This is a genomic window from Flavobacterium sp. (assembly GCF_004295795.1).
Classification (GTDB): Bacteria; Bacteroidota; Bacteroidia; order Flavobacteriales; family Flavobacteriaceae; genus Flavobacterium.
On the sequence record NZ_SEBR01000029.1, the window covers coordinates 13338 to 38200 of the forward strand.

The 24863-nt window shown below is 48.2% G+C and carries 13 protein-coding genes and 1 pseudogene; 10 read left to right on the forward strand and 4 right to left on the reverse strand.

All coding sequences use genetic code 11. The features are described 5' to 3' along the window. Nucleotides 1–382 precede the first annotated feature (382 nt). The 8 genes from EOO49_RS17580 to secDF all read left to right on the forward strand — a co-directional run bounded on the left by EOO49_RS17580 (nucleotide 383) and on the right by secDF (nucleotide 15900). Nucleotides 383–3394 (forward strand): tetratricopeptide repeat protein, encoded by a 3012-nt coding sequence (locus EOO49_RS17580; protein WP_290848105.1) that lies wholly within the window; start codon nucleotides 383–385, stop codon nucleotides 3392–3394. 61 nt (nucleotides 3395–3455) lie between these two features. Next, nucleotides 3456–5207 (forward strand): TonB-dependent receptor, encoded by a 1752-nt coding sequence (locus tag EOO49_RS17585; RefSeq protein WP_290848107.1) that lies wholly within the window; start codon nucleotides 3456–3458, stop codon nucleotides 5205–5207. Between the two features lie 87 nt (nucleotides 5208–5294). Next, the gene (locus EOO49_RS17590; protein ID WP_290848109.1) at nucleotides 5295–5744 is read left to right on the forward strand and encodes a hypothetical protein; all 450 of its coding nucleotides are present in this window, start codon (nucleotides 5295–5297) and stop codon (nucleotides 5742–5744) included. Between the two features lie 260 nt (nucleotides 5745–6004). Continuing rightward, nucleotides 6005–7621, forward strand: coding sequence for an asparagine synthase B (gene asnB / locus EOO49_RS17595; protein ID WP_290848111.1), 1617 nt, complete (start codon nucleotides 6005–6007; stop codon nucleotides 7619–7621). Between the two features lie 275 nt (nucleotides 7622–7896). Next, nucleotides 7897–8934, forward strand: a complete 1038-nt coding sequence (locus EOO49_RS17600; protein WP_290848113.1) for a dipeptide epimerase — start codon at nucleotides 7897–7899, stop codon at nucleotides 8932–8934. A 103-nt stretch (nucleotides 8935–9037) separates the two neighbouring features. Beyond that, on the forward strand, nucleotides 9038–10975 hold the full coding sequence (gene gyrB, locus EOO49_RS17605; protein WP_290848114.1) for a DNA topoisomerase (ATP-hydrolyzing) subunit B: 1938 nt from the start codon (nucleotides 9038–9040) through the stop codon (nucleotides 10973–10975). 254 nt (nucleotides 10976–11229) lie between these two features. Further along, the gene (locus EOO49_RS17610; RefSeq protein ID WP_290848116.1) at nucleotides 11230–12162 is read left to right on the forward strand and encodes a malate dehydrogenase; all 933 of its coding nucleotides are present in this window, start codon (nucleotides 11230–11232) and stop codon (nucleotides 12160–12162) included. Nucleotides 12163–12900: 738 nt separating this feature from the next. After that, a complete protein-coding gene (gene secDF, locus EOO49_RS17615; RefSeq protein WP_290848118.1) occupies nucleotides 12901–15900 on the forward strand; it encodes a protein translocase subunit SecDF in 3000 nt (999 codons plus the stop codon). Nucleotides 15901–16601: 701 nt separating this feature from the next. Here the strand turns inward: secDF and lgt are convergent. The 4 genes from lgt to folE form a co-directional block, all read right to left on the reverse strand. After that, a complete protein-coding gene (gene lgt / locus EOO49_RS17620) occupies nucleotides 16602–17540 on the reverse strand; it encodes a prolipoprotein diacylglyceryl transferase (RefSeq protein ID WP_290848120.1) in 939 nt (312 codons plus the stop codon). A 64-nt stretch (nucleotides 17541–17604) separates the two neighbouring features. Beyond that, nucleotides 17605–17850 carry a membrane protein insertion efficiency factor YidD gene (yidD, locus tag EOO49_RS17625; protein ID WP_290848122.1) on the reverse strand — a complete coding sequence of 82 codons (246 nt, stop codon included), beginning with the start codon at nucleotides 17848–17850 and terminating at the stop codon, nucleotides 17605–17607. 96 nt (nucleotides 17851–17946) lie between these two features. Then, a complete protein-coding gene (cysS, locus tag EOO49_RS17630) occupies nucleotides 17947–19425 on the reverse strand; it encodes a cysteine--tRNA ligase (protein WP_290848124.1) in 1479 nt (492 codons plus the stop codon). A 202-nt stretch (nucleotides 19426–19627) separates the two neighbouring features. Then, complete coding sequence (folE, locus tag EOO49_RS17635; RefSeq protein WP_290848126.1) at nucleotides 19628–20299, reverse strand: GTP cyclohydrolase I FolE; 672 nt, start codon at nucleotides 20297–20299, stop codon at nucleotides 19628–19630. A gap of 159 nt (nucleotides 20300–20458) precedes the next feature. Here folE and EOO49_RS17640 point away from each other — a divergent pair, with 159 nt between their 5' ends. Together EOO49_RS17640 and EOO49_RS17645 are read left to right on the forward strand one after the other, a co-directional pair. Further along, nucleotides 20459–20815, forward strand: coding sequence for a DUF3244 domain-containing protein (locus tag EOO49_RS17640; protein WP_290848128.1), 357 nt, complete (start codon nucleotides 20459–20461; stop codon nucleotides 20813–20815). Nucleotides 20816–20826: 11 nt separating this feature from the next. After that, a pseudogene (locus EOO49_RS17645) lies at nucleotides 20827–24863 on the forward strand (hypothetical protein); the annotation flags it as partial.

Here is a 24863-nt window from a genome sequence, read left to right on the forward strand (position 1 = left end):
AAGGGCGATGCGTCCCTACGAAAAAATCGCGAGATCGAATTACAGAAAATCTGTAAAAAATCTTAAAAGTTGCCATCGAGAAAATACTGATTGGAAAATTTAAGTTCCGATTGGAAGCGGTTCAGTCGAGGATAAGCGAAGTATGACGGTATGGATTCGAGTTCAGTCTCGAAAGCAATCGAAGAATTGGGATTTGGGATTTGAATTTTGGAATTTGTCCCAATAGCTATTGGGAGTGGAATTTTCCTCTTCGCCTGTATTTTCAAGCCTTGCAAAAACTTCCCAACAATCGTATGTTAAAAAAAATGTTCATAATAAAACCAAAACGGCACCCGTTATAACTGTGTCAAGGCGTTATTTTTGATATTTAAACCCATGCGAAATGCGTAAAAGAACCCGTATTGCCGCTTTGCTTTTCTTTGGCGGAACCGCTTTTGTTTCGGCCCAGAAAACAGAGATTTACACACACGAACTCAAAGATTTCGACCGCGCGGTAGAGCTTTACAAGGACAACCAATACCAATCTGCCCAAATCATCTTCGACAAGGTCAAGGACGACTCGAACAATTCGAACGTCAAGGCCGATTGTGCTTATTACAGCGCCAATTGTGCGATCCGTCTCGAACAGCCTAACGCCGACGAGAAAATGGAAGCCTTTGTCGAGGACTATCCAACGAGCACCAAGCAAAACCAGGCTTACATCGAGGTGGCGCATTACTATTTCGAGCAAGGGAAATATCCTCAGGCTTTGCAATGGTTCGACAAGGTTGACGAGAATTCGCTTTCAAACGACGAGCGCGAGAAATTCGTGTTTCAGAAAGGCTACGCGTTTTTCAGTGCGGGCAAAAAGAAGGAAGCCACAGATTACTTCAAACAAGTCCTGAATTCCAAGGAATACGGTTCGCAAGCCAAGTACTACATGGGATTTTTGGCCTACGACGCTGACGATTACAAGGAAGCGAGCAAGTATTTCGACGAAGTGTCGGGCGAAGAAAAATACAAGGAGAAGCTTTCGTATTTCGAAGCCGATATGAATTTCAAGCTCGGAAAGTTCGAAACGGCGATAAAATCGGGTGAAAAAGCGATGGCGAAATCGAACGCGATCGAGAAATCCGAACTTAATAAAATCATCGGGGAAAGTTACTTCAACCTCAAACAATACGACAAGGCAATTCCGTATCTCAAAGAATATCGCGGAAAAAAAGGCAAGTGGAGCAATACCGATTTCTATCAGCTCGGTTACGCTTACTACAAGCAAGGCGACTATCAAAATGCAATTGCCCAGTTCAACAAGATTGTCGGCGGAAACGATTCGGTTGCCCAAAACGCCTACTATCACTTGGGTGAAAGTTACCTCAAAACCGACTTGAAGCAACAGGCTTTGAACGCTTTCAAGAATGCATCCGAAATGCAATACGATGCCAAGATCGCCGAAGATGCGAGCCTGAATTATGCCAAGTTGAGCTATGAAATCGGAAACTCGTATCAGCCCGTTCCCGATGTCTTGGCGGGTTTTCTGCAAAAATATCCGAACAACGCCGGTAAAGCCGAAGTCGAAGGTTTGCTGATCAATTCCTACATCACGTCCAAAAACTACGCGGGTGCGCTCGAATTGCTCGAGAAAAACAAGACCGCCAACCGGGAAGCTTACCAAAAAGTGACATTTTACCGCGGACTCGAATTGTATCAGGACGGAAATTACCGCGAAGCCTTGACGATGTTCAACAAGTCGATAGCCGAACCCAGAAACCGCCATTTTACGGCGCGTGCCACGTTCTGGAAAGCAGAATCGGAATACACGTTGGACAATTTCAGCGACGCGCTTTTGAGCTTCAAGCAATTCGACCAATTCGCCGAAGCCAAAAGCACGAACGAATACAAGAACTACAATTACAACTTGGCCTACGCTTACTTCAAGCTCAAGGAATACGACAATGCCGGAGACAATTTCGACAAATATATCGCGGCCCACAAAGACGACAAAATCCGCCTCAACGACGCTTATCTGCGACTTGGCGACTGCCGTTTCGTGACCGCAAAATATTGGCCGGCGATGGAAGCTTACAACAAAGCCATCGACATGAAAGGTGTCGACGCCGATTACGCGGCTTTCCAAAAGGCGATTTCCTACGGATTCGTGCAGCGGAACGACAAAAAGATCGAAGATTTGACCAAATTCATCTCGACCTTCCCGAAATCGCAATACCGCGACGACGCTTTGTTCGAGCTCGGAAACGTCTATGTGGTCGAGAAGAAAACAGATCTCGCGAATCAGACCTACGACAAACTCGTATCGGACTACAAAAACAGTTCTTACGCTCCAAAAGCGTTGCTGCGACAAGGTTTGAATTACTACAATGCCGAGAACGATACGCAGGCTTTGGCGAAGTTCAAGGCAATCGCCTCAGATTTTCCGAATACGCCAGAGGCAAAAGAAGCGGTAGCGACGGCGAGAATCATTTATGTCGACAACGGAAAAGTCGATGAATACGCAACTTGGGTACGAACGCTGGGATTCGTCGAAATCACCGATGCCGAACTCGAGAAAGATACTTACGAAGCGGCCGAAAAGCAATATCAGCAAAACAACACGAAAGCCGCGATTTCGGGATTTTCGGGTTATGTGGCGAAATTCCCACAAGGCCCGAATGCGCTCAAGGCGAATTTTTACCTGGCGCAGCTTTATTATAAGGACGGTTTGATGGACAACGCGGCGTCGGCTTACGAAGCGGTAGTTGCCAAGCCAAGGAGCGAATTCACGGAACAATCGTTGGCGCGTCTGGCCGAAATCTATCTCAAGAAGACCGATGCTGCCAAGACGACCGCGGTTTTGAAGCGATTGGAAACCGAAGCCGAATATCCGCAAAACGTGACTTTCGCCCAGGCCAACCTCATGAAAACCTATTACGAGCAAAAGGATTATCCGAACGCCGTGATTTACGCCGACAAGGTTTTGGCGAATCCGAAAATGGACGACAAAGTCAAGTCTGACGCACAAATTATCGTGGCGCGTTCGGCTTGGAATTCTGGTGATGAGGCAAAAGCGAGAACGGCTTACGCCAAATTGCAGACCATCGCGAAAGGTGAATTGGCAGCCGAAGCTTTGTACTATGATGCTTATTTCAAGAACAAGGACGGCAAATTCGAGGCTTCGAACACGGTCGTCCAGAAATTGGCCAAAGATTATTCGGGATACAAATTCTTCGGAGCCAAAGGATTGTTGGTAATGGCCAAGAACTTCTACGGGCTCAAAGACAGTTTCCAGGCGACATACATTCTCGAGAGCGTGATCAAGAACTTCACGGCTTATCCCGAAGTGGTCGAGGAAGCTAAATCCGAATTGGCGAAGATCAAGGCATCCGAATCACAAACGAATTCGTCGATTACCGAATAAGCCCAAAGCAATAGAAAGATTAGAAATGAGACGGAAGTGTCTGTCAAAATCTGAAATATAAATGAAATTCAAAATCCAGAATATACTCGTATTGCTTTGCATCGGAACTGCTTCGACGGTTTTCGGACAAAAGAAAAACGAAGACATAGGAACCGAGGTCGTAAACGTCGTAAAACCTTACACGCCGACGATTTCGGACGCTTTCAAGGTCAAGGAAACGCCACAGCTCGAAGATTCTGTGACAACGAAAAAAGAAATCATCAAGTACAACATTTTCTCTTTTCCGGTCGCCTCGACCTTTACGCCTTCAAAAGGACGTGCGGCCGCTGTCGACAAGACGCCGCGCCCGAGATTGTTCCAGAATTACGCGACTTTGGGCGTTGGGAATTACTTGAATCTGATAGGCGAATTGTATGTGGTCCAGGAAGTGGGCGACAACGGATTCGTGGGTGGTTCTTTCCGTCATTTCTCATCGCGGGGCGGAATCAAGGAAGCGGTTCTCGACGACAAATTCTCGAACACGGCACTCGATTTGACTTACGGAAGCAACGTCGACAATCTTTCGTTCAACATCGACGCGGGTTACCAGCATCAAATCTACAATTGGTACGGCCTTTACGTGGACGAACCGTTTTTTGACACGAATTTGTTCAATTCCATCGATCCGCAGCAAACTTATCACAACGCTTACGTGGGCGGACGTCTCGAAATGACCGAAAGTTTTTTCAAAGGCGCGACCTTGAAATACAACCGATTTTGGGACGCTTACGATTCGGCTGAAAACCGATTCATTTTCAAGCCGCAATTTGATTTTGACATTGCGGAAACTTCCGTAAAGACAGATCTTATAGTCGATTATGTCGGAGGCGAATTCGACAGACCTTATTTGGGTGGCGTGACCGATGCATCTTTGAAGTATGGATTCGCGAACTTCGGAATCCATCCGAGTTTTGTCGTGAACCGTGACGAGTGGACTGTGAACATTGGAGCGGCGGCGTTCTACAGCATGAATACCGAACAAAGCGAAGGCAAGTTTTTCGTCTATCCCGAAGTCACGGCCACGTTCAAGGTCGTAGGCGATCTTATGGTTTTATATTTGGGCGCAGAAGGCGGACTCGACCAAAATTCGTATCGCGATTTCACGAACGTCAACCCTTTTGTTTCCCCAACTTTGGCGATCGCGCCGACCAACCGTCAATTCGAGTTTTACGGAGGTTTGAAAGGCAAATTGGCAAACAGCGTGAGTTACAACGTGCGCGGTTTTTTCAAAAGCGAAAAAGACAAAGCGATGTTCTTGCTTAACAGATTCCCGGCTGCGGACGGAAATCCTGATTTGGGCGGATACGAGTATGGGAACTCTTTCGGGCTTGTGTACGACAATGTGAAAACCATCGGAGGTTACGGGGAAATCATCGCCGATTTCTCGAAAAACGTTTCCCTCGGATTGAACGCTACATTCCAGACGTACGACACGGAATTTTCAGAAGAAGCCTGGAACTTGCCGCAAGTCAGGGTAGGAGCGAACCTCGACGTCGACATTACCAAAAAATGGTACGCCGGAGCCGATGTTTTCTACGTCGGAGAGAGAAAAGACGTTTTGAATTTCACCGAAGTCCTGGGCGGAACTACCGAAATCGCAACGCTGAAAGGGTATTTCGACGCGAACGCCCACGTAGGTTACCAACACAACGAACGCCTAAGCGGATTCCTCAAGCTGAACAACATCGCCAACCAGAAATACGAAAAGTGGCTGAACACGCCAGTTCAAGGCTTTCAGGTGATGCTTGGAGCGAACTACAAATTTGATTTCTAAAAGCCAAAAGCTTTTGTAAACAGTAATGATATTGGGTCGGAAAGAATCGCTTTCCGGCCCATTTTTCTTAAAAAACACCTTCCGGAATTGGCACTTAAAGAAAAGATTTACGAACGGTATCAGCAACTTGTATTTGACAAGATCGACGCGTTTCGCGACATGATTTCCGCCTTGAGCGAAGACGCTCAAAACGACGCCAAGAGTTCGGCCGGCGACAAGCACGAGACGGCTTTGTCGATGATGCATCTGGAGCAGGAAAAACTCAATATCAAACTCGCCGAATGTCTCGACCAGAAAGCGGTTTTGGACAAGATCGATCCGAAAGCGAAGAATGACAAAATCGTGCTAGGCAGTTTGGTCGCCGCCAATAAGCTTCACTTGTTCATGAGCGCCGCACTTCCAAAAATCACCATCGACGGAATCAACGTTTTGGCTCTTTCGCCACAATCGCCTTTGGGCAGTGAGCTCATCGGGCGTGTCGTTGGGGATTCGGTGACTGTCAATTCAACTACTTTCCACATCGCTCAAGTACTTTAGCTTCGCCAAAAACCGAGTGATTCGAAGGATAGATCGGAATTTTCGAAAGAAGGAGTAGACGTTGAGACGTCAGCCGAAAAGTACTTTGGCTTGCACATTTCAAGCCGAAAGACCGAAATTTGCGCTCTCTGCTTTAAAAATGTCCGTAAAAAGATATTTTAAGTTAATAATTGAAACCGATTCGGCGGTTTTGGTTTTCCAATTGTAATCACATCCGCATCTTTGCCTTATCAGAATAAAACAAGATAAGTCAAAAGTTTATGTGCGGAATAGTAGCCATCATCGGAAAAGGGAAAGACGAACAACTCGTCAAGCAATTGTCTAAAAGAATGTCGCATCGCGGACCCGATGAAAGCGATATTCACGTCACCGAAAAAGGCCATATCCTTAGTCACGAACGTTTGTCCATCATCGATCTTCACTCGGGCAAACAGCCAATCCAAGGTTGTACGACGGCTTGGATGGTTCACAACGGCGAGATCTACAACCATCAGGAATTGCGCGAAACGGTCTTGACACACCACACTTTTCGCAGCAAATCGGATTCGGAAGTCATCGTGCATCTTTACGAGGAATTCGGATACGATTTCCTTCACCATCTCGACGGCGATTTCGCTTTTGTCGTGATCGACGGGGACGATTTCATTGCCGGACGCGATCCGCTTGGCGTAAAACCGCTTTACTACGGATTGGACGAAAGAGGCCGTGTGTATTTCGCATCCGAAATGAAACCGATCGCCGACCAGTGCAAGACTTTCTCGACTTTTCCTCCAGGACATTATTATACGCCAAAAACAGGTTTCGTAAAATACTACAAACCCGAATACGAAGATTATACGAAGGCAGACAAATCGCTTGATATGGACGCTTTGCGCGAGTCACTTACACAAGCTGTCCAAAAACGCCTTATGAGCGATGTGCCGATTGGTGTTTTGCTTTCGGGCGGACTCGATTCCTCGCTCACGTCGTCGATCGCGGCACGCCTGTTGAAGGAAAAGGGTAAAGACTTGCATTCGTTTTCCATCGGACTCGATCCAAGCGCTCCAGATGCGGCGGCCGCGAGAAAAGTCGCCGATTTCCTCGGAACGAAACACCACGAAATCCACTTCACGATCGAGCAGGGAATCGAGATTCTCGACAAATTGATCTGGCATCTGGAAACTTACGACGTGACTTCGGTGCGCGCCAGTACGCCTATGTATTTCCTGTCCAAAGCGATTACCGAACAAGGTATCAAAGTCGTTTTGTCGGGCGAAGGTGCAGACGAGATTTTCGGCGGATACCTGTATTTCAGGAACGCTCCGTCAGTTGTGGAATTCCAGAAAGAAACTATCGAACGCGTACAGAAACTGTTCACCGCAGATTTGCTTCGCGCCGACAAATCCACGATGGCGCACGGACTCGAGGCCCGCGTTCCATTCCTTGACAAACAATTTCTCGACGTCGCCATGACAATCGAGGCTGGGCAGAAGCAGCCAAAGACCTATGACGGCGTTGAAAAGTATATCCTTCGAAAAGCTTTCGACACTCCGGATCAGCCGTATTTGCCGGCCGAAGTTTTGTGGAGACAGAAGGAACAATTTTCGGACGGAGTCGGTTACAACTGGATCGACACGTTGATCGAATACTGTTCGTCCCAGGTTACGGACGAGCAAATGGAAGCCGCAGAAGAGCGTTTTCCATACAATACGCCAACTTCCAAGGAAGCGTATTTCTACCGCGATATTTTCCACAAGCATTATCCGCAATTGAGCGCGGCACAAACCGTGCGCAAATGGATCCCGAAATGGCAGGAAAACCAAGACCCGAGCGGTAGGGCGAACTCAGCCCACGTCAAAGCCGACGTGGACATCGCAAAACCGGGCATAGCAGTGTAGTTGTTTAGTTGGTTTGTTATATAGTTGTTTGTATTTTTAAAACGCGAGGTAGTAGTTGGCCTCGCGTTTTTTTTTGTTTGATTTTTTCGGATTGGCGGGTTCTCGGATTCTCGGGATTCTCGGATTTCCGATTTTCAGATTTGAGGATGTGAACCTGTTAGGTTTTAGACCTGTCAGGTTTTAAAAGGTGACAGGTTTGTTTTTAGCCTTTGCGGACAAAAAAGTCACGGCATCCGATTTTCAAACCAAAATCCTAACTTTCGGAAAAAAACAAAATGCCGTTAACGCTTTCTTTCCAATTTCACGACCTTCCGCTGCGCCACAAATTCGAGATTTCACGGTACAGCGTCACGATCCAGAAAACGGTTATCGCCATCGTTTCTGACGGACAAATTTCGGGTTACGGCGAAGCCACGGCAAATCCATACTACAATGCTACGCAGCAAAAACTTGGAAAGTCGATTTCAAAAGCGATCCCGATCATCGCTGGCGCGGATGGCGAACATCCCGAAAAACTTTGGCCAAAACTTGAATCGGCTATGTTTGACGACTACTTTGCACTTTGTGCCGTCGACGTGGCCTATTGGGATTATTACGCGAGAAAGCAAAACCGTACGCTTCGCAGTTTTTGGTCGAATGGTTCCGAATCGCTTCCGATGACTTCCTACACCATCGGAATCGCCTCAATCGACGAAATGAAGGCCAAAATCCTCGAATTCCCGTGGCCGATCTACAAAATCAAGCTGGGAACCCAAAACGATAGCGAAATCGTCGAGACGCTTCGCAAATGCACGGATTCGCTTTTCCGCATCGATGCGAACGCGGCATGGACTTGTGATCAGGCTGTCGGATACTCCAAAATCTTCAAGGATCTGAACGTCGAATTCATGGAACAGCCTCTGGCCGCGTCCGATAGCGACGGAATGAAGCGCCTCAAAGCCGAGTCGCGCTTGCCTTGTCTGGCTGACGAAAGCTGTCAACGCGAGCAAGATGTCCTGGCTTGCGCCGAACAGTTTCACGGCATCAACATCAAGCTGATGAAATGCGGCGGAATCACGCCCGCGCTTCGCATGATAAAACGCGCCCGAGAACTCGATTTGTCGGTCATGGCCGGATGCATGACAGAGTCGACTTTCGGGATTTCGGCTTTGGTGCAACTCGCGCCTTTGCTTGACTTTATCGACGCCGACGGACCGCTTTTGCTCGCTTCGGATATTGCGTCGGGCGCGACCTTTGGCCAAGGTGAAATCCGCTTTGGCGAAAACGTTGGAACCGGCTCGAAACCCATCGCGTTTCAATTGACAAAATGTTGATAACTTCCACGGTTCAAATGCGCTCGGATAGCCCAAAATCCTTGGTATTTGCTTATATTTGCGCGTAAGTCAAAAAACACACTTTTACACGAGAATTTTATATATGAGCGAAGAAGTTAAGAAGGACTATTCTGCAGCCAGTATTCAGGCATTAGAAGGAATGGAGCACGTGAGAATGCGTCCTTCCATGTACATAGGTGACGTGGGTGTCCGCGGGTTGCACCATTTGGTTTATGAAGTCGTGGATAACTCGATTGACGAAGCCATGGGCGGGCACTGCGACACCATTTCGGTTGCCATCAACGAAGACGGTTCGGTTACCGTAGAAGACAACGGACGCGGAATTCCGGTCGACATGCACGAGAAAGAAGGCGTTTCGGCCCTCGAAGTCGTCATGACCAAGATTGGAGCCGGAGGTAAGTTCGACAAAGATTCCTACAAGGTTTCGGGCGGTTTGCACGGAGTTGGGGTTTCTGTCGTGAACGCCTTGTCCGAACACATGAAATCAGAAGTTTTCCGCGACGGAAAATCATACGAACAGGAATATGAAAGAGGAAAGTCGCTTTATCCGGTGAAACAAACCGGAACGGCCGACAAGCGAGGTACGCGCCAGACGTTTTGGCCAGATTCGCAAATCTTCCAGCAAACCACCGAGTTCTCTTACGACACGCTGGCCGCACGTATGCGCGAATTGGCGTATCTGAACAAAGGCGTTACCATCACTTTCACAGACAAACGCGAAGTCGACGAAAAGGGCGAATTCCGCTCTGAAACTTTCTTTTCTACCGAAGGTCTTAAAGAATACATCCGTTACCTCGACGGCAACCGCGAGCCGATCATGGCCGGCGTTGTCAGCATGGAAAACGAGAAAGGCGAAATTCCGGTTGAGGTTGCGCTTATCTACAATACGAGTTACTCAGAGAACATTTTCTCTTATGTAAACAATATTAACACCCACGAAGGAGGAACGCACTTGCAGGGTTTCCGCATGGGATTGACGCGTACGCTTAAGAAGTATGCCGATGCTTCCGGATTGCTCGAAAAATTGAAGTTTGAAATTACGGGTGACGACTTCCGCGAAGGTTTGACGGCGATCATTTCGGTGAAAGTGGCCGAGCCTCAGTTCGAAGGACAGACGAAGACCAAATTGGGTAATCGCGAGGTTGTTTCCCCGGTTTCCCAGGCTGTTGCCGAAATGTTGGAAAACTATTTGGAGGAAAACCCGAACGATGCGAAAATCATCGTGCAAAAAGTGATCTTGGCCGCTCAGGCACGTCACGCGGCCAAGAAAGCCCGTGAAATGGTGCAGCGAAAGTCTGTCATGGGAGGCGGTGGTCTTCCTGGTAAACTTTCGGATTGTTCGGAACAGGATCCGGAAAAATGCGAGATTTTCTTCGTCGAGGGAGATTCCGCGGGCGGAACGGCCAAACAAGGACGCGACCGTGCATTCCAGGCGATCATGCCGCTTCGCGGTAAGATTTTGAACGTCGAGAAAGCCATGCACCACAAGGTTTTCGAAAACGAGGAAATCCGGAACATCTTTACCGCTTTGGGCGTAACGGTCGGAACAGCCGAAGACAGCAAAGCCTTGAACCTCGAGAAACTGCGCTACCACAAGGTTATCATCATGTGTGATGCCGATGTCGACGGTTCTCACATCGCCACTTTGATCCTTACGTTCTTCTTCAGGTTCATGAAAGAATTGATCGAGCAAGGACACGTTTATATCGCTGCTCCGCCTTTGTATTTGGTGAAAAAAGGCGCGAAAAAAGAGTACGCCTGGAACGACGACCAACGCGATCAGGCCAATGAAAGAATGGGCGGAGGCGGAAACGTACAACGCTATAAAGGTCTTGGTGAGATGAATGCCGAGCAGTTGTGGGAAACGACAATGGATCCGCAGAATCGCACGCTTCGCCTTATCGCCATCGACAGTCTGGCAGAAGCCGACCGTGTTTTCTCAATGCTTATGGGTGACGAGGTTCCGCCTCGCCGTGAGTTTATCGAGAAGAACGCGGCCTATGCGAAGATCGATGCTTAAACTGTAACGACCTGCAGGATTTCTTTATGATCTTGTAGGTCTTTTTTTATTCCGAACGTTCTTAAGAGTCGATTTGCGGCCCGGATTTGGTCGGAAAGCCCGCAAGTTTGGGAAAGCTGGTTTTTACCAGTTGCGGAAGCGACCAAAGGAAGCTCTTCGCAAGTGTATAAAAACCGCTTTGCAAAACGCGGACTTGCAGCCAAAAGCCGGAATTGTCCGCCATCAAATAAAAAATATCAATAAATACCAATCAAATGAAAGTTACCATTGTAGGCGCCGGAAACGTAGGCGCGACTTGTGCGGACGTGATTTCGTACAGGGGAATTGCAAGCGAGGTAGTATTGCTTGACATCCGCGAAGGTTTTGCAGAAGGCAAGGCCATGGATATCATGCAATGTGCCACGAATACGGGGTTTGACACCAACGTGAGCGGTGTGACCAACGATTATTCGAAAACGGCTGGTTCAGATGTGGTCGTGATCACTTCAGGGATTCCAAGAAAGCCCGGAATGACTCGCGAGGAACTCATCGGGATCAATGCCGGAATCGTGAAATCGGTCGCTGACAATGTGCTTACCCATTCACCTGAAGCCATTATCGTCGTAGTCTCGAATCCTATGGACACGATGACTTACCTGACCTTGAAAGCGACGGGATTGCCTAAAAACCGAGTGATCGGAATGGGCGGCGCGCTTGACAGTTCGCGTTTTAAATATTATTTGTCGAAAGCACTCGACAAACCTTCGAACGATGTTTCGGGAATGGTGATCGGCGGTCACGGCGACACGACCATGATTCCTTTGACGCGATTGGCTTCTTACAACGGGATTCCGGTTTCTGAATTCTTGTCTGACGAACAATTGAAAGAAGTTTTCGAAGCCACGAAAGTTGGAGGTGCGACCTTGACAGGTTTGCTTGGGACTTCGGCCTGGTATGCGCCGGGAGCATCTGTGGCTTACCTTGTGGATTCGATCCTGAACGACCAAAAGAAAATGATCGCTTGCTCGGTTTTGCTTGAAGGCGAATACGGACAGGAAGATATTTGTATGGGTGTTCCTTGCATCATCGGGAAAAACGGATGGGAAATCATAGATATCGAACTAAATGAAGAAGAAAAAGGGCTTTTCGCCAAAAGTGCCGACGCAGTTCGCGCCATGAACGGTGATTTGAAGTCTGTTTTGGCTTGATAAGTATAGACTTTATATAGGAACGCGTCGGGGAAACCCGGCGCGTTTTTTTTAACGTCGGGTTGAATTGAATTCATGCCTTTTTTTGAGCCAGATTCGTGTATTGGTGGCTTAAACTTTTTAGCCACGACCGGAGCGATTCGAACAGTCATTTGACGATGCGAAAATTGTGTTCGATGCGAGTTTTGACACTCAATAGCGTCCGTTTTAATTTAGTGGAAAGTCTGTTTGTCGTGGCATTGGAGTCAATTATTTGACTTGATTTCGGATGTCCGCCGGCGTTTATTCCTACGAATGGGATTCGCGGCTCAAAATCTGTATCCGCGCAAGCGAAAGAAGTGAACGCAAAAAAATTCCGGATAACGGAATTGGTCGAAAATAACGATCCTTCCTGAAAAAATGCTATTTGCTGATTTTAACTTTAATCTACTGACAGTCAGTTGTTTTTACAGGGCAAAAAATACGGTTGAAAAACGAATTTTCTCACATTTCACAAACCCGCGCCCAATCGGCAGAAATCGATGCAGTAGCCGAAAAACTTATCAACAATCAGCGGTTTACTTTTTTGACAGAAATCTCCAAATAAATTGGTTAATGTTAGCAGTAATTATATATTTGCACGTTTTCAAAAAAACGGGGTAGCGTGTGTCTTATCGGTTTCTTCCTGAAACCCAATGTTTACGCCTGTTCCTAACCAACCAATAAACAGCTTAGAGAAGATCAATTAATTTTTACGTAATGCAGAATAGAGGATTAGTCAAGTTTTTTGCAATTTTATTTGCTCTGGTATGCGTGTACCAGCTCATCTTCACGTTCGTCGCCGACGGTGTGGAGACAAAGGCCAAGGCGTACGCGGCCGGAAATTCGGAAAAAGAGGTCAAGTACCTTGATTCCATAGGTAAGAAAGAGGTGTTGAACCTCGGCTTCGCGCAATTTACCTACAACGAAGTAAAAGAGAAAAAAATCAACAAAGGACTTGACCTTGAAGGAGGTATCAACGTAATCCTTGAGATTTCGGTGAAAGACATCCTCAAAGGTTTGGCGAACAATTCTACAAACGCGGTTTTCACGAAATCGCTTGATGACGCCACCAAAAACAAAAAAGGAAATCAGGACTATCTCGATGCGTTTTTCGAAGCTTTCGACCAGAACTCAAAAGGAAGCCTGAAACTTGCTTCTCCGGAGGTTTTTGCAAACAAGACTTTGGGCGATGCCGTAAACTTCAAGATGTCTGACAGTGACGTCAAGAAAGTGATCCGTGAGAAAGTGGGTGAGTCCATTAAATCTGGTTTTGAGGTATTGCGCAAGCGTATCGACAAATTCGGTGTGACACAGCCAAACATCCAACAATTGGGTCAGTCAGGTCGTATTCTTGTGGAGCTTCCGGGCGCCAAAGATGTCGATCGTATCAAGAAATTGCTTTCCGGAACGGCTCAATTGGAGTTCTGGGATACTTATAAGTTGGAGGAAATAGGACAGTTCGTCGCTGCCGCAGACCAACAGATCAAAAAGACACAACCGGCTACAGAAGCTGCCGCAGCTGCAGCAAAACCAGTTGATACCACAAACGCTACCGAAGCGCTTTTGGCAGACAAGAAACAAGATTCCACAGCGCAAGGAAAAGGCGGAAACAGCCCAATCGTCGACAAAATCGTCGCTGCTGGTGGTGGTCCTATCATCGCATACTTCAATGCGAACGATACGGCAACTGTAGGGAAATATTTCAGACGTCCTGATGTTCGTGCTTTGCTGTCTGCAGACCAACGCGGAGCCAAATTCGTTTGGGGAATCGTCGAAAACGTAAAAGACCAAAAAGGAAAACAGATCGAAGGTGCCGCACTTTACGCTTTGAAGCCGAAAAGCCGTAGCGCAGGCCCTGCAATGAGCGGTGGTGTCGTAACTGACGCACGTGATACATTCGACGAACTTGGAAAACCGGCCGTCTCTATGCAGATGAACGGTGCAGGAGCGCGTCAGTGGGAAGAAGTTACAGGAAAAGCTTATACTGACAAAGGGTATATCGCTATCGTTCTTGACAATATCGTTTACTCGGCTCCCGGTGTAACATCTGGGCCAATCTCTGGTGGACGTTCTTCTATCTCAGGTAACTTCTCTGTTGCCGAGACAAAAGATTTGGCCAACGTACTTCGCGCTGGTAAATTGCCGGCGAAAGCAGAAATCGTACAGTCGCAGGTTGTTGGTCCGTCATTGGGTCAGGAAGCTATCGACAACGGAACGACTTCGGCCATCGTTGGTTTGCTTATCGTCTGTTTGTGGATGGTAGTTTATTACGGAAGAGCAGGTTGGTTCGCTAATGCCGCACTTGCCGTCAACCTTTTGTTCCTTTTCGGATTCCTTGCAAGCGTTGGAGCAGTCCTTACATTGCCAGGTATCGCAGGTATTGTGCTTACAATGGGTACGGCCGTCGATGCGAACATCATTATCTACGAAAGAGCCAAGGAAGAATTGCGCCACGGACTTTCGCTGCCTGAAGCGGTAAAAGCTTCCTTCGGATGGAAAGGTGCGATGCGATCGATTGTCGATGCGAACGTAACCCACGTTTTGACCGGAGCGATTCTCTTCATCTTCGGAACAGGTCCGATCCAAGGTTTTGCGACTACATTGTTGATTGGTATCGTGACTTCATTGTTTACGTCGATTTTCATCACCCGCATGCTTCTTGACTGGAGCGTGAACCGCGGAATGCGTCTGGAGTTCGCCAACAGCTGGTCTAAAAACTGGTTCACGAACTTCAACTTCGACTTCTTGCGCATCAAGAAATGGTCTTACGGAGTTTCTGCGATAGTTACCATCGTAAGTATCATCTCGCTTTGCACGCACGGATTGAATCCAGGTGTCGATTTCGCCGGAGGACGTACTTTCCAGGTCCGTTTCCCGGAAGCTGTCAGCCCGGAAGCCGTTCACGAAGAATTGATGAATGTCTTCGACGGAAGCGCCGAGGTGAAAACATTCGGATCGGAAAACCTTCACCAGCTCAAGATCGTTACCAAATACAAAGTGGAAGAGCACGGAATCGAGGTAGACGAACAAGTCAACCACCTTTTGTTCGACAATTTGAAAAAGCACTTTGGAGCTGATATGACTTACGAGAAATTCGTAAACATCTACGACGGCAAGAAAGTTGGAGTAATGGACGCGTACAAAGTGACGCCAACGGTAGCTGACGACATCAAGACAAACTCCTATTGGGCAGTTCTTGGAGCGATGGCAGTCGTTTTCCTTTACCTTATGGTGTCTTTCCGCAAATGGCAATACTCTTTGGGTGCGATCGCTGCGGTTGCACACGACGTAATCTTCGTTTTGGGAGCTTACTCGCTACTTTGGAAATACATGCCGTTCGGAATGGAGATCGACCAACACTTCGTAGCGGCAATCCTAACGGTAATCGGGTACTCGATGAACGATACGGTAATCGTATTCGACCGTGTACGTGAATACTTGGGCGGAAAAGAAAAAGGAACGTTCAACGACATCGTGAACAAGTCGATCAACTCGACAATGTCGCGTACCTTAAACACTTCCCTTACGATGATTTTCGTTTTGTCGATCATGTTCGTCTTTGGTGGAGAAAGCATCCAAGGATTCATCTTCGCCATGTTGATCGGTATCGTTGTCGGAACTTATTCGTCACTCTTTATCGCTACGCCGGTATTGTGCGACTCGATCCCAGATTCAGAGCACAAACGCATCGAAGAAGAGCACAACAGAGCAGCGTAATCTTCCTGAATACAAAATACAAGCCCGGACATCAGTTCGGGCTTTTTTTGTTTACAAGCATGCGATACCGGAATGGGATCGATTTTTATTTGGGCGCGCCGGCGGCCGGGTAAGAATGCAGTTGCAGTTGCAGAAAGCAGCAGTTGTCCCAAATGAGAATCGGAGCCGCCGTCAGGCTGCCACTGCTAGCTTTCGGTGCGAAGCGCGGTTTTGGTAGCGCTTTCACGGCTTCCTTCGGTCGCCGCGCCTTCGCTCCAAAACCAGCGCTTCGCACCAAAAGGCTATCCGCTTACATCCTTCGCGCATCTGACCAGGAAACTTCTGTCAGTGTCGAAATAACATTCAGCTCATCCGAAGAAAACGCATGAAACACCGCCGCCTCAACTAACCTTAATTCCTAAATGGTTTAAAATCTCACCGAAGCAAACAAGTATTTATCGAACCATTAAGGGCATTAAGGACAGTAAGATAAAGAAATCCAGGAAGCACGACAGTCTTAATTCCTTTGGTTTAAATCCGGCGAAACAACGTCTTTGAAAATCAACTTTAATTGAACCAGTAAGAATGATAAGTTCTTGGCTTAATTGGTCAAAACAGCAAGAAGTGACTTGATGCGCGAATTGCTTTTCAAAATGGTTCCTGTTTGGACGCACAAAAAAAGCCGCTCAAAAGAACGGCTTTATATAGCAATCTGAATTTTATCAGTCTTCCAATCCTTTGATCGGTTTCTCGGCAAACAGAATCAGGTAAATTCCGGCGAGGATAAAAGGAATACTCAACCATTGTCCGGTCGAGAACAAGCCCAAAGCCGACTCGAATCCGCCCTGGCTTTGCTTTACGTATTCTACCGCAAAACGAACCGCCCAAAGCAACACTAGGAAAGTTCCAAAAAGCAAACCTCTTCTGTTTCTTGCATCGGTTTTCCAATACATGAACATCAGGATCGCGAAAACGAACACATAACAAACAGCCTCATACATTTGAGCCGGATGACGCGCCGGAACCTGCTCGAGCAAGCTGGCGAATTTCGGGTCGGTTGCTATGGCGTGGTAAGCCTCGTCAGGAGAATTGAGTTTGGTGAACGCCATGGCTTCTTTCGGTTTGAACTGGTCGCGCACAAAACGCATTCCCAAACCCGAAGTCGTCTCATTTCCGATGATCTCAGAGTTGAAGAAATTTCCCAATCTCACGAAAATCCCGCCCGAGGTTACCGGAAGCACGATTCTGTCCAAAATCCAGAGCATCGGCTTTTGGATGACGTTCTTTGCATAAAAATACATTGTCGCGATTACGGCAATCGCCGCGCCGTGGCTTGCCAATCCCTGGAAGCCCGTAAACTGGAATTCAGGCTCGAACCTGAAAGGCAAGAGGATTTCCATCGGATGCTCGCTGAAATACTCCCAATCGTAGAAAAAAACGTGTCCGAGGCGCGCGCCAAGCAAAACAGCCAAAACTGTCCAAATGAACAAAGTGTCGAGTTTTTCCACCGGAATCTGCTCGCGGTCGTAAACCTTTTTCATGATGAACCAGCCAAGGCCGAAAGCCACTACGAACATCAAACTATAATATCGGATAACAAAAAAGCCAAGATCGATGCCTTCAGAAGGATTCCACACCGTGGCGGCCAGAACGTTTGTCATGGGTAAGGATTGATTAGTGCGTAAAAATAAGGAAATTCAGTACAAACAAACCGTTTAAAAAATCCTAATGTTTGTGGCCGCATTTCGCCGGAACCGGATCGTAACCTTGCCCGCCCCAGGGATTGCAGCTCAGGATGCGCTTGATGCCGAGATAACTTCCGTAAAAAAGTCCATGAACCTGCAAAGCTTCAAGGAAATAGGCCGAACAAGTAGGCGTGAACCGACAAACCTGAGGCGTAAACGGCGAAATGCAATTGCGATAAATCCAGATCAAGGCAACGAAAGGTGCTATGAGAATTTTTTTGAGCATTGTTTTTTGGATTTTCGGTTTGTCAGACGATCGGACTGTCGGATTTGTTAATTGTTCGAAAATCCGGCGGTCAGACATTCGGCTAGCAAAAAAGAATCAAATCGTAAAAGTCGTCCCCTCCTTGCCGTCTTTGAGTTGGATGCCAAGTGCGGTCAATTGGTCGCGAATCTGGTCGCTCATCCCAAAATCTTTGTTGGCGCGGGCGGTGTTTCTCATATCGATCAACATGTTCACGACGTTCTCGAGTTTTTCGAGATGCGCGTCTCCGGCCTTTTCGTCTCTCAATCCCAAGACCTCGAACACGAAAGCGTGCATCGTGCGTTGGAAATCGACCAGGTCAGCTTGCGTCAGCGTTTCTTTTCCATCCTTGAGCAAATTCACGAAACGAACGCCTTCGAACAAATGCGAAATCAGGATCGGACTGTTGAAATCGTCGTTCATCGCGTCATAGCAAAGTTTTTTCCAGACTGCAATGTCCAAACTGGATTTGTCCGATGAAGAAAGAGCAGGAAAGGCGTCCATCGCTTCCATAAGCCTGTTGAAACCTTTCTCGGCTGCCGTAACGGCGTCGTCGCTGAAATCGAGGATGCTGCGGTAATGCGCCTGCATCATGAAGAAACGCGTCACCGAAGCCGAAAAAGCCTTACTCAAAAACGGATTGTCGCCGCTCAAGATCTCGCCCGGCAAGATATTGTTCCCGGTCGATTTCGACATTTTCTTGCCGTTCAGCGTAAGCATGTTGGCGTGCATCCAGTAATTCACGGGAGAATTTCCGGTCGCCGCCTCGTTTTGCGCGATCTCGCATTCGTGGTGCGGGAATTTCAAATCCATTCCGCCGCCGTGGATGTCGAAGCGTTCGCCCAGATATTTCGTGCTCATGGCCGTACACTCCAAATGCCATCCGGGAAAACCGTCGCTCCAAGGCGAAGGCCAACGCATGATGTGTTCGGGTTCGGCTTTTTTCCAAAGCGCAAAATCCTGGGGACTTTTCTTGTCAGATTGTCCGTCGGTGTCGCGCGTGTTCGAAAGCATGTCTTCTACATTGCGTCCAGAAAGTATTCCGTATTGGTATTTCTCGTTGAATTTGGCGATGTCGAAGTAAACGGAGCCGTTCGATTCATAAGCATAGCCTTGCTCGAGAATTTTCTGCACAATCCCAATCTGTTCGATGATGTGTCCGGTCGCGGTCGGCTCTATGCTTGGCGGCAAAAAGTTGAAAGCGGCCAAAATATGGTGAAAATCTACAGTGTATCGCTGCACGATTTCCATCGGTTCAAGCTGTTCGACGCGTGCTTTCCTGGCGATTTTGTCTTCGCCGTCGTCCACGTCGTCCACGATATGGCCAACATCGGTAATATTCCTTACATAGCGCACTTTGTAGCCCAAATGTTGCAGGTAGCGAAAAATCACGTCAAACGACATGAACGTGCGCAAATTCCCCAAATGCACATTGCTGTAAACCGTCGGCCCGCAAACGTACATCCCGACATTGCCTTCGTGGATGGGCGTAAAAACTTCCTTCTCGCCGCTGAGCGAGTTGTAGATCTTGAGTTCCTGGTCTTTGTACAACTGCATGATGGTGTTTTTTATTTGAAGCAGATTCCGGCTATCTGCTAATAGCTTTCTTGAAAAAGCCTGGTTTTCCATGTTTTGGCGCGAGCTTCCTGCGGTCGCTGCGCCAAATCAGGAAAACCAAGTCTTTTTCCGCAAAAGGCTAACCGCGGCTATCCGGGCTAGGCTGTCGGTAAATATCGGGAATCCGAAGTAAAAACAAGAATTAAAATTGGGTCTCGAGCTTGACGTAGTCCAAAAATTCGCGTCGCACGTGCTCTTCCTTGAATTTTCCTCCAAACTCAGAAGTCACCGTGCTGCTTTCGATATCCTTGATGCCGCGCGAATTCACGCACAAGTGTTTGGCGTCGATCACGCAGGCCACGTCTTGCGTACCAAGCGCGCGCTGCAATTCCTGTACGATCTGCATCGTGAGTCTTTCCTGCACTTGCGGACGTTTGGCGAAATGATCCACGATGCGGTTCATCTTCGAAAGCCCAATCACGCGTCCCGCAGAAATATAGGCCACGTGGGCACGACCTATAATAGGAAGTAAATGGTGTTCGCACGTAGAATAGACCGTGATGTTCTTCTCGACGAGCATTTCCCCGTATTTGTATTGGTTCTCGAACGTCGAGGGATTCGGTTTTTTGGTAGGGTTCAAACCTCCAAAAATTTCTTTCACGAACATTTTGGCCACGCGGTTCGGCGTGCCTTTGAGACTGTCGTCGGTCAAATCCATTCCCAATGTAAGGAGAATGTTTTCTACATCTTTTTTGATGAGCTCGATCTTTTTTTCGTCGCTGAGATCGAAAGCGTCTTTTCTAAGTGGATTTTGGGCGCTAGTTGCGATATGGTCGTCACCGATTTCGTCCTGAAAATCGTTGCTTGAAATCATAAATATTTGATTTACTGTGAATGAAAAATGTGGACGCAAAGATAAAAATTCTCAACCAAAACCGTCGTTTCGTAATTGATATTTCAGTCATCAAAAATTAACTATAAATATTTGCTAAATAATTGTAAATTTCGCCTCCACAAAAAAATTGCCCAACCTATGAGAAATTTATTGCTAGTATTCCTACTTTCATTTATCGGTTTTAGTGCCAGTGCTCAAAAAGACGCTAAACCTGCTCAACCCGCTGTGAATGCGAAGACTCCGGCCGAAATTATCGTGTCTCCTAAAGAGTTCTCGGGCGCTTTTAGCGTTTCGGTCAACTTCGCCGAAAAGAAGACTTTCAAGGTCCATGTGCTCGACGACAAGAAAAACGTCGTTTTCGAAAACGCTTTCGAATTGGCAGACAAAACAAGCTTCAAAGTTTCTTTGGACGACAAGCCTGCCGGAAAGTACAGAATCATATTTACGGGAACCAACGACAGAGTCATATATTCTGAGACCATCACAAAATTGTAACACTCCCCAACATGAAGCTAAAATTATTTGTACTCTTATTCTTAGCCTTTTGTTCCAACGCCATTGCACAGGTTTCTGCCGATTGCGCCACAGCGGTGCCAATTTGCGGTAACATTTCCTCTGGTGGAAACGTGAACGGTCCGGGTCAGGACGACTTTAACGGAGCCACGGGTTCAGGATGTCTCGGAACGGGTGGAGGCGGAGCCGCTACAGTAGAATCAAACTCCGCCTGGTATACTTTTACCTTCCAGGCGGGCGGTCAATTCGGTTTCAATATCGATCCGAACGTCAACACGGAAGATTGGGACTGGGCGCTTTACGGTCCTTTCACCACGCCTGCCGGAAACTGTCCGGGTGTCCTGAACATGCCAGTCCGTTGCGACTATAGCGGATCTACCGAAAGTGGCGGATACACAGGTGTGGGTGTCAATCCAACCACAGGTACACAAACGACTCCTTACGAGCCTTGGCTAAACGTGAATTCAGGAGAAACTTACTTGTTGCTTATCAACAACTTCTCTGCTACAAATAACGGATTTACGTTGCAGTTCTCCGGTCAGATCTTCACGAATTTTCCCGACGCTCTCGACTGTTCCTACGCTTGCCCTTTGTCGGTTCCGACCCCGGGAATCCTTTGTGCATCAAACCCTACTGTTACGGTAAATGCGCAATCGGGTGCTCAAAACCCGGTCTTTACTTGGTACGATACAAACGGAAATGTGATTCCGGGAGAGACTGGAAGTACTTTGGATGTTACGGTTCCGGGAACTTATTCGGTCGATGCCGAAGGGCAGACTTCGGGCGGCCAGAACTGTGAATCCGATGCGGTGACTTTCACCGTCACCGAGTATACGCCTCCAGGCTTTACGCCACCTACGACGATTTCGGCCTGTAACAATCCAGGTCCGGCGATCTTCAACCTGAACAGTGCCATTGCCCAAATGGGAATCAATCCGGCCGATTTCAGTATCCAATTCTATGATAATTATGCCGATGCGGCAAACGTAGGCGCGACTCCGCTGCCAAACAGTTACGCCGGGGCGAACAACGAGATCGTGTATATTTCCCTCGAGGACGTCGCCGGATCTTCGGGCTGTATTTTCGTCTCGAGCGTCACTTTGGTCTACGATTGCCAAAACGACATGAACTTGTGCGACGCCTTGGCCGATGGAGTCGAGAATTTCGACCTTACGACCCAAACGCCAAACGTGTTGGGAAGTTTGAATCCAGCCGATTATACCGTGACTTATCACAACAACCAAGGTGACGCGACATCAGGAAACAATCCAATTTCTCCTGACAACGCTTACCCAGGAAATGACGGCGAGACAATCTATGTGCATATCAGTGAAAATGCCAATCCAGGTAACGTGAGCACGACATCGTTCTTGTTGCATTTGTTGGCGGTTCCGGTTTTGGATCCGGTGAACAATGTGACGGCTTGTGATACTTATACACTACCTGCTTTGTCTGTCGGAAACTATTTCAACAGTCCAAACGGCGTCGGACCGATCACAGGTCCGATTACGGCTAGCCAGACAGTTTACGTATACGCCCAATCTGGCACTACGCCAAATTGTACGGCACAAAGCAATTTTACTGTAACGATTGTTCCTACGCCTCAAGCGCAACAACTCGCGAACGTAACGGCTTGTGACACTTACACGTTGCAACCGTTGGCGGCAGGTGAAACTTACAACACTGCGGCAAACGGATCGGGAACGGCTTATGTCGCGGGCAACGCGATTACAACTACCACAACACTTTTCGTTATCGCCCAGTCGGGAACGACGCCGAACTGTTCAACATCGACATCGTTTACGATCACGATCAATCCGACGCCTCAAGCGCAGCAGCTTGCCAACGTGACTGCTTGTAATACTTACACCTTGCAACCACTTGCGGTAGGCGAATATTACAACACCGCAGCAAACGGATCAGGAACGAACTACAGCGCAGGAAACGCGATTACGGCGACAACGACGCTTTTCGTGATTGCCGAAACCGGAACGACACCAAACTGCTCGACCTCGACTTCATTCACGATCACGATCAATTCTACGCCTGCGCCAACGCAATTCCCGAATGTTTCGGCTTGCGATACTTATACGCTTCAGCCATTGGCCGCCGGGGAAACTTACAATACGGCTTCTGACGGAACGGGTACGGCCTATGTCGCTGGTAACGCAATCACGGCTACGACAACACTTTACGTGATTGCCCAAACCGGAACCGCTCCAAACATTTGCAGTGCGTTCACGTCCTTTACCATCACGATCAATCCGACGCCACAAGCACAACAGCTTGCAAACGTGACTGCTTGCGATACGTACACTTTGCAACCGTTGGCGGCAGGTGAAACTTACAACACTGCGGCAAACGGATCGGGAACGGCATATGTCGCCGGCAACGCGATTACTGCTACGACGACACTTTTCGTTATCGCCCAGTCCGGAACAACCCCGAACTGTTCTACGTCGACAACATTTACGATCACGATCAACCCGACGCCTCAAGCGCAACAACTCGCGAACGTAACGGCTTGCGACACGTACACGTTGCAACCGTTGGCGGCAGGTGAAACTTACAACACTGCGGCAAACGGATCGGGAACGGCTTATTTTGCGGGCAACGCGATTACAGCCACGACGACACTTTTTGTTATCGCCCAGTCGGGAACGACCCCGAACTGTTCTACATCGACGTCATTTACCATCACGATCAATCCGACACCTCAAGCGCAACAGCTTACCAATGTGACTGCTTGCGATACTTATACTTTGCAGCCACTTGCAGCGGGTGAATACTACAATACCGCAGCAAACGGATCCGGAACGAACTACAGCGCAGGAAACGCGATTACGGCGACAACGACGCTTTTCGTGATTGCCGAAACCGGAACGACACCAAACTGCTCGACTTCGACTTCATTCACGATCACGATCAATTCTACGCCTGCGCCAACGCAATTCCCGAATGTTACGGCTTGTGATACTTATGCGCTTCAGCCATTGGCCGCCGGTGAAACTTACAATACAGCTTCCAACGGAACGGGTACGGCCTATGTCGCTGGTAACGCGATCACGGCTACGACAACACTTTACGTGATTGCCCAAACCGGAACCGCTCCAAACATTTGCAGTGCGTTCACGTCTTTTACCATCACGATCAATCCGACGCCACAAGCGCAACAGCTTGCAAACGTGACTGCTTGCGATACCTACACTTTGCAACCGTTGGCGGCAGGTGAAACTTACAACACGGCAGCAAACGGATCGGGAACAGCATATGTCGCCGGCAACGCGATTACGGCTACGACTACACTTTTCGTTATCGCCCAGTCCGGAACAACCCCGAACTGTTCTACGTCGACAACATTTACGATCACGATCAACCCGACGCCTCAAGCGCAACAGCTTGCGAACGTGACTGCTTGTGACACGTATACGTTGCAACCGTTGGCGGCAGGTGAAACTTACAACACTGCGGCAAACGGATCGGGAACGGCTTATGTTGCGGGCAACGCGATTACGGTCACGACGACACTTTTTGTTATCGCCCAGTCGGGAACGACGCCAAACTGTTCTACATCGACGTCATTTACGATCACGATCAATCCGACACCTCAAGCGCAGCAGCTTGCCAACGTGACTGCTTGCGATACTTATACTTTGCAGCCACTTGCAGCGGGCGAATACTACAACACCGCATCTGACGGAACCGGAACGAATTATTCTGCAGGAAACGTAATCACAAATACAATAACCTTGTATGTGGTTGCAGAGTCGAATACGACTCCGAATTGCACAACATTTACGTCTTTCACTGTCACGATCAACATCACGCCACAAGCGGACGCCCCGGCCAACGTGAGCGCGTGCCAGCAGTATGCGCTTCCTGCGCTGACGGTAGGGCAGTACTTCAACGGCCCGAACGGTACGGGCGGCAGCCTTTCCGCGGGCACGGTGCTCACGGCGAGCCAGACGGTGTACGTGTATGCCGAGACGGGCACCACGCCTAACTGCTCGACCCAGAACAGCTTCACGGT

Bases quoted from the DNA above. Each gene is read 5' to 3' on its own strand.
- secDF (WP_290848118.1), top strand. From the start codon at position 12,901: ATGCAGAATAGAGGATTAGTCAAGTTTTTTGCAATTTTATTTGCTCTG.
- folE (WP_290848126.1), bottom strand. From the start codon at position 20,299: ATGATTTCAAGCAACGATTTTCAGGACGAAATCGGTGACGACCATATC.
- gyrB (WP_290848114.1), top strand. From the start codon at position 9,038: ATGAGCGAAGAAGTTAAGAAGGACTATTCTGCAGCCAGTATTCAGGCA.
- EOO49_RS17610 (WP_290848116.1), top strand. From the start codon at position 11,230: ATGAAAGTTACCATTGTAGGCGCCGGAAACGTAGGCGCGACTTGTGCG.
- yidD (WP_290848122.1), bottom strand. From the start codon at position 17,850: ATGCTCAAAAAAATTCTCATAGCACCTTTCGTTGCCTTGATCTGGATT.
- cysS (WP_290848124.1), bottom strand. From the start codon at position 19,425: ATGCAGTTGTACAAAGACCAGGAACTCAAGATCTACAACTCGCTCAGC.
- EOO49_RS17640 (WP_290848128.1), top strand. From the start codon at position 20,459: ATGAGAAATTTATTGCTAGTATTCCTACTTTCATTTATCGGTTTTAGT.
- asnB (WP_290848111.1), top strand. From the start codon at position 6,005: ATGTGCGGAATAGTAGCCATCATCGGAAAAGGGAAAGACGAACAACTC.
- lgt (WP_290848120.1), bottom strand. From the start codon at position 17,540: ATGACAAACGTTCTGGCCGCCACGGTGTGGAATCCTTCTGAAGGCATC.
- EOO49_RS17600 (WP_290848113.1), top strand. From the start codon at position 7,897: ATGCCGTTAACGCTTTCTTTCCAATTTCACGACCTTCCGCTGCGCCAC.
- EOO49_RS17580 (WP_290848105.1), top strand. From the start codon at position 383: ATGCGTAAAAGAACCCGTATTGCCGCTTTGCTTTTCTTTGGCGGAACC.
- EOO49_RS17585 (WP_290848107.1), top strand. From the start codon at position 3,456: ATGAAATTCAAAATCCAGAATATACTCGTATTGCTTTGCATCGGAACT.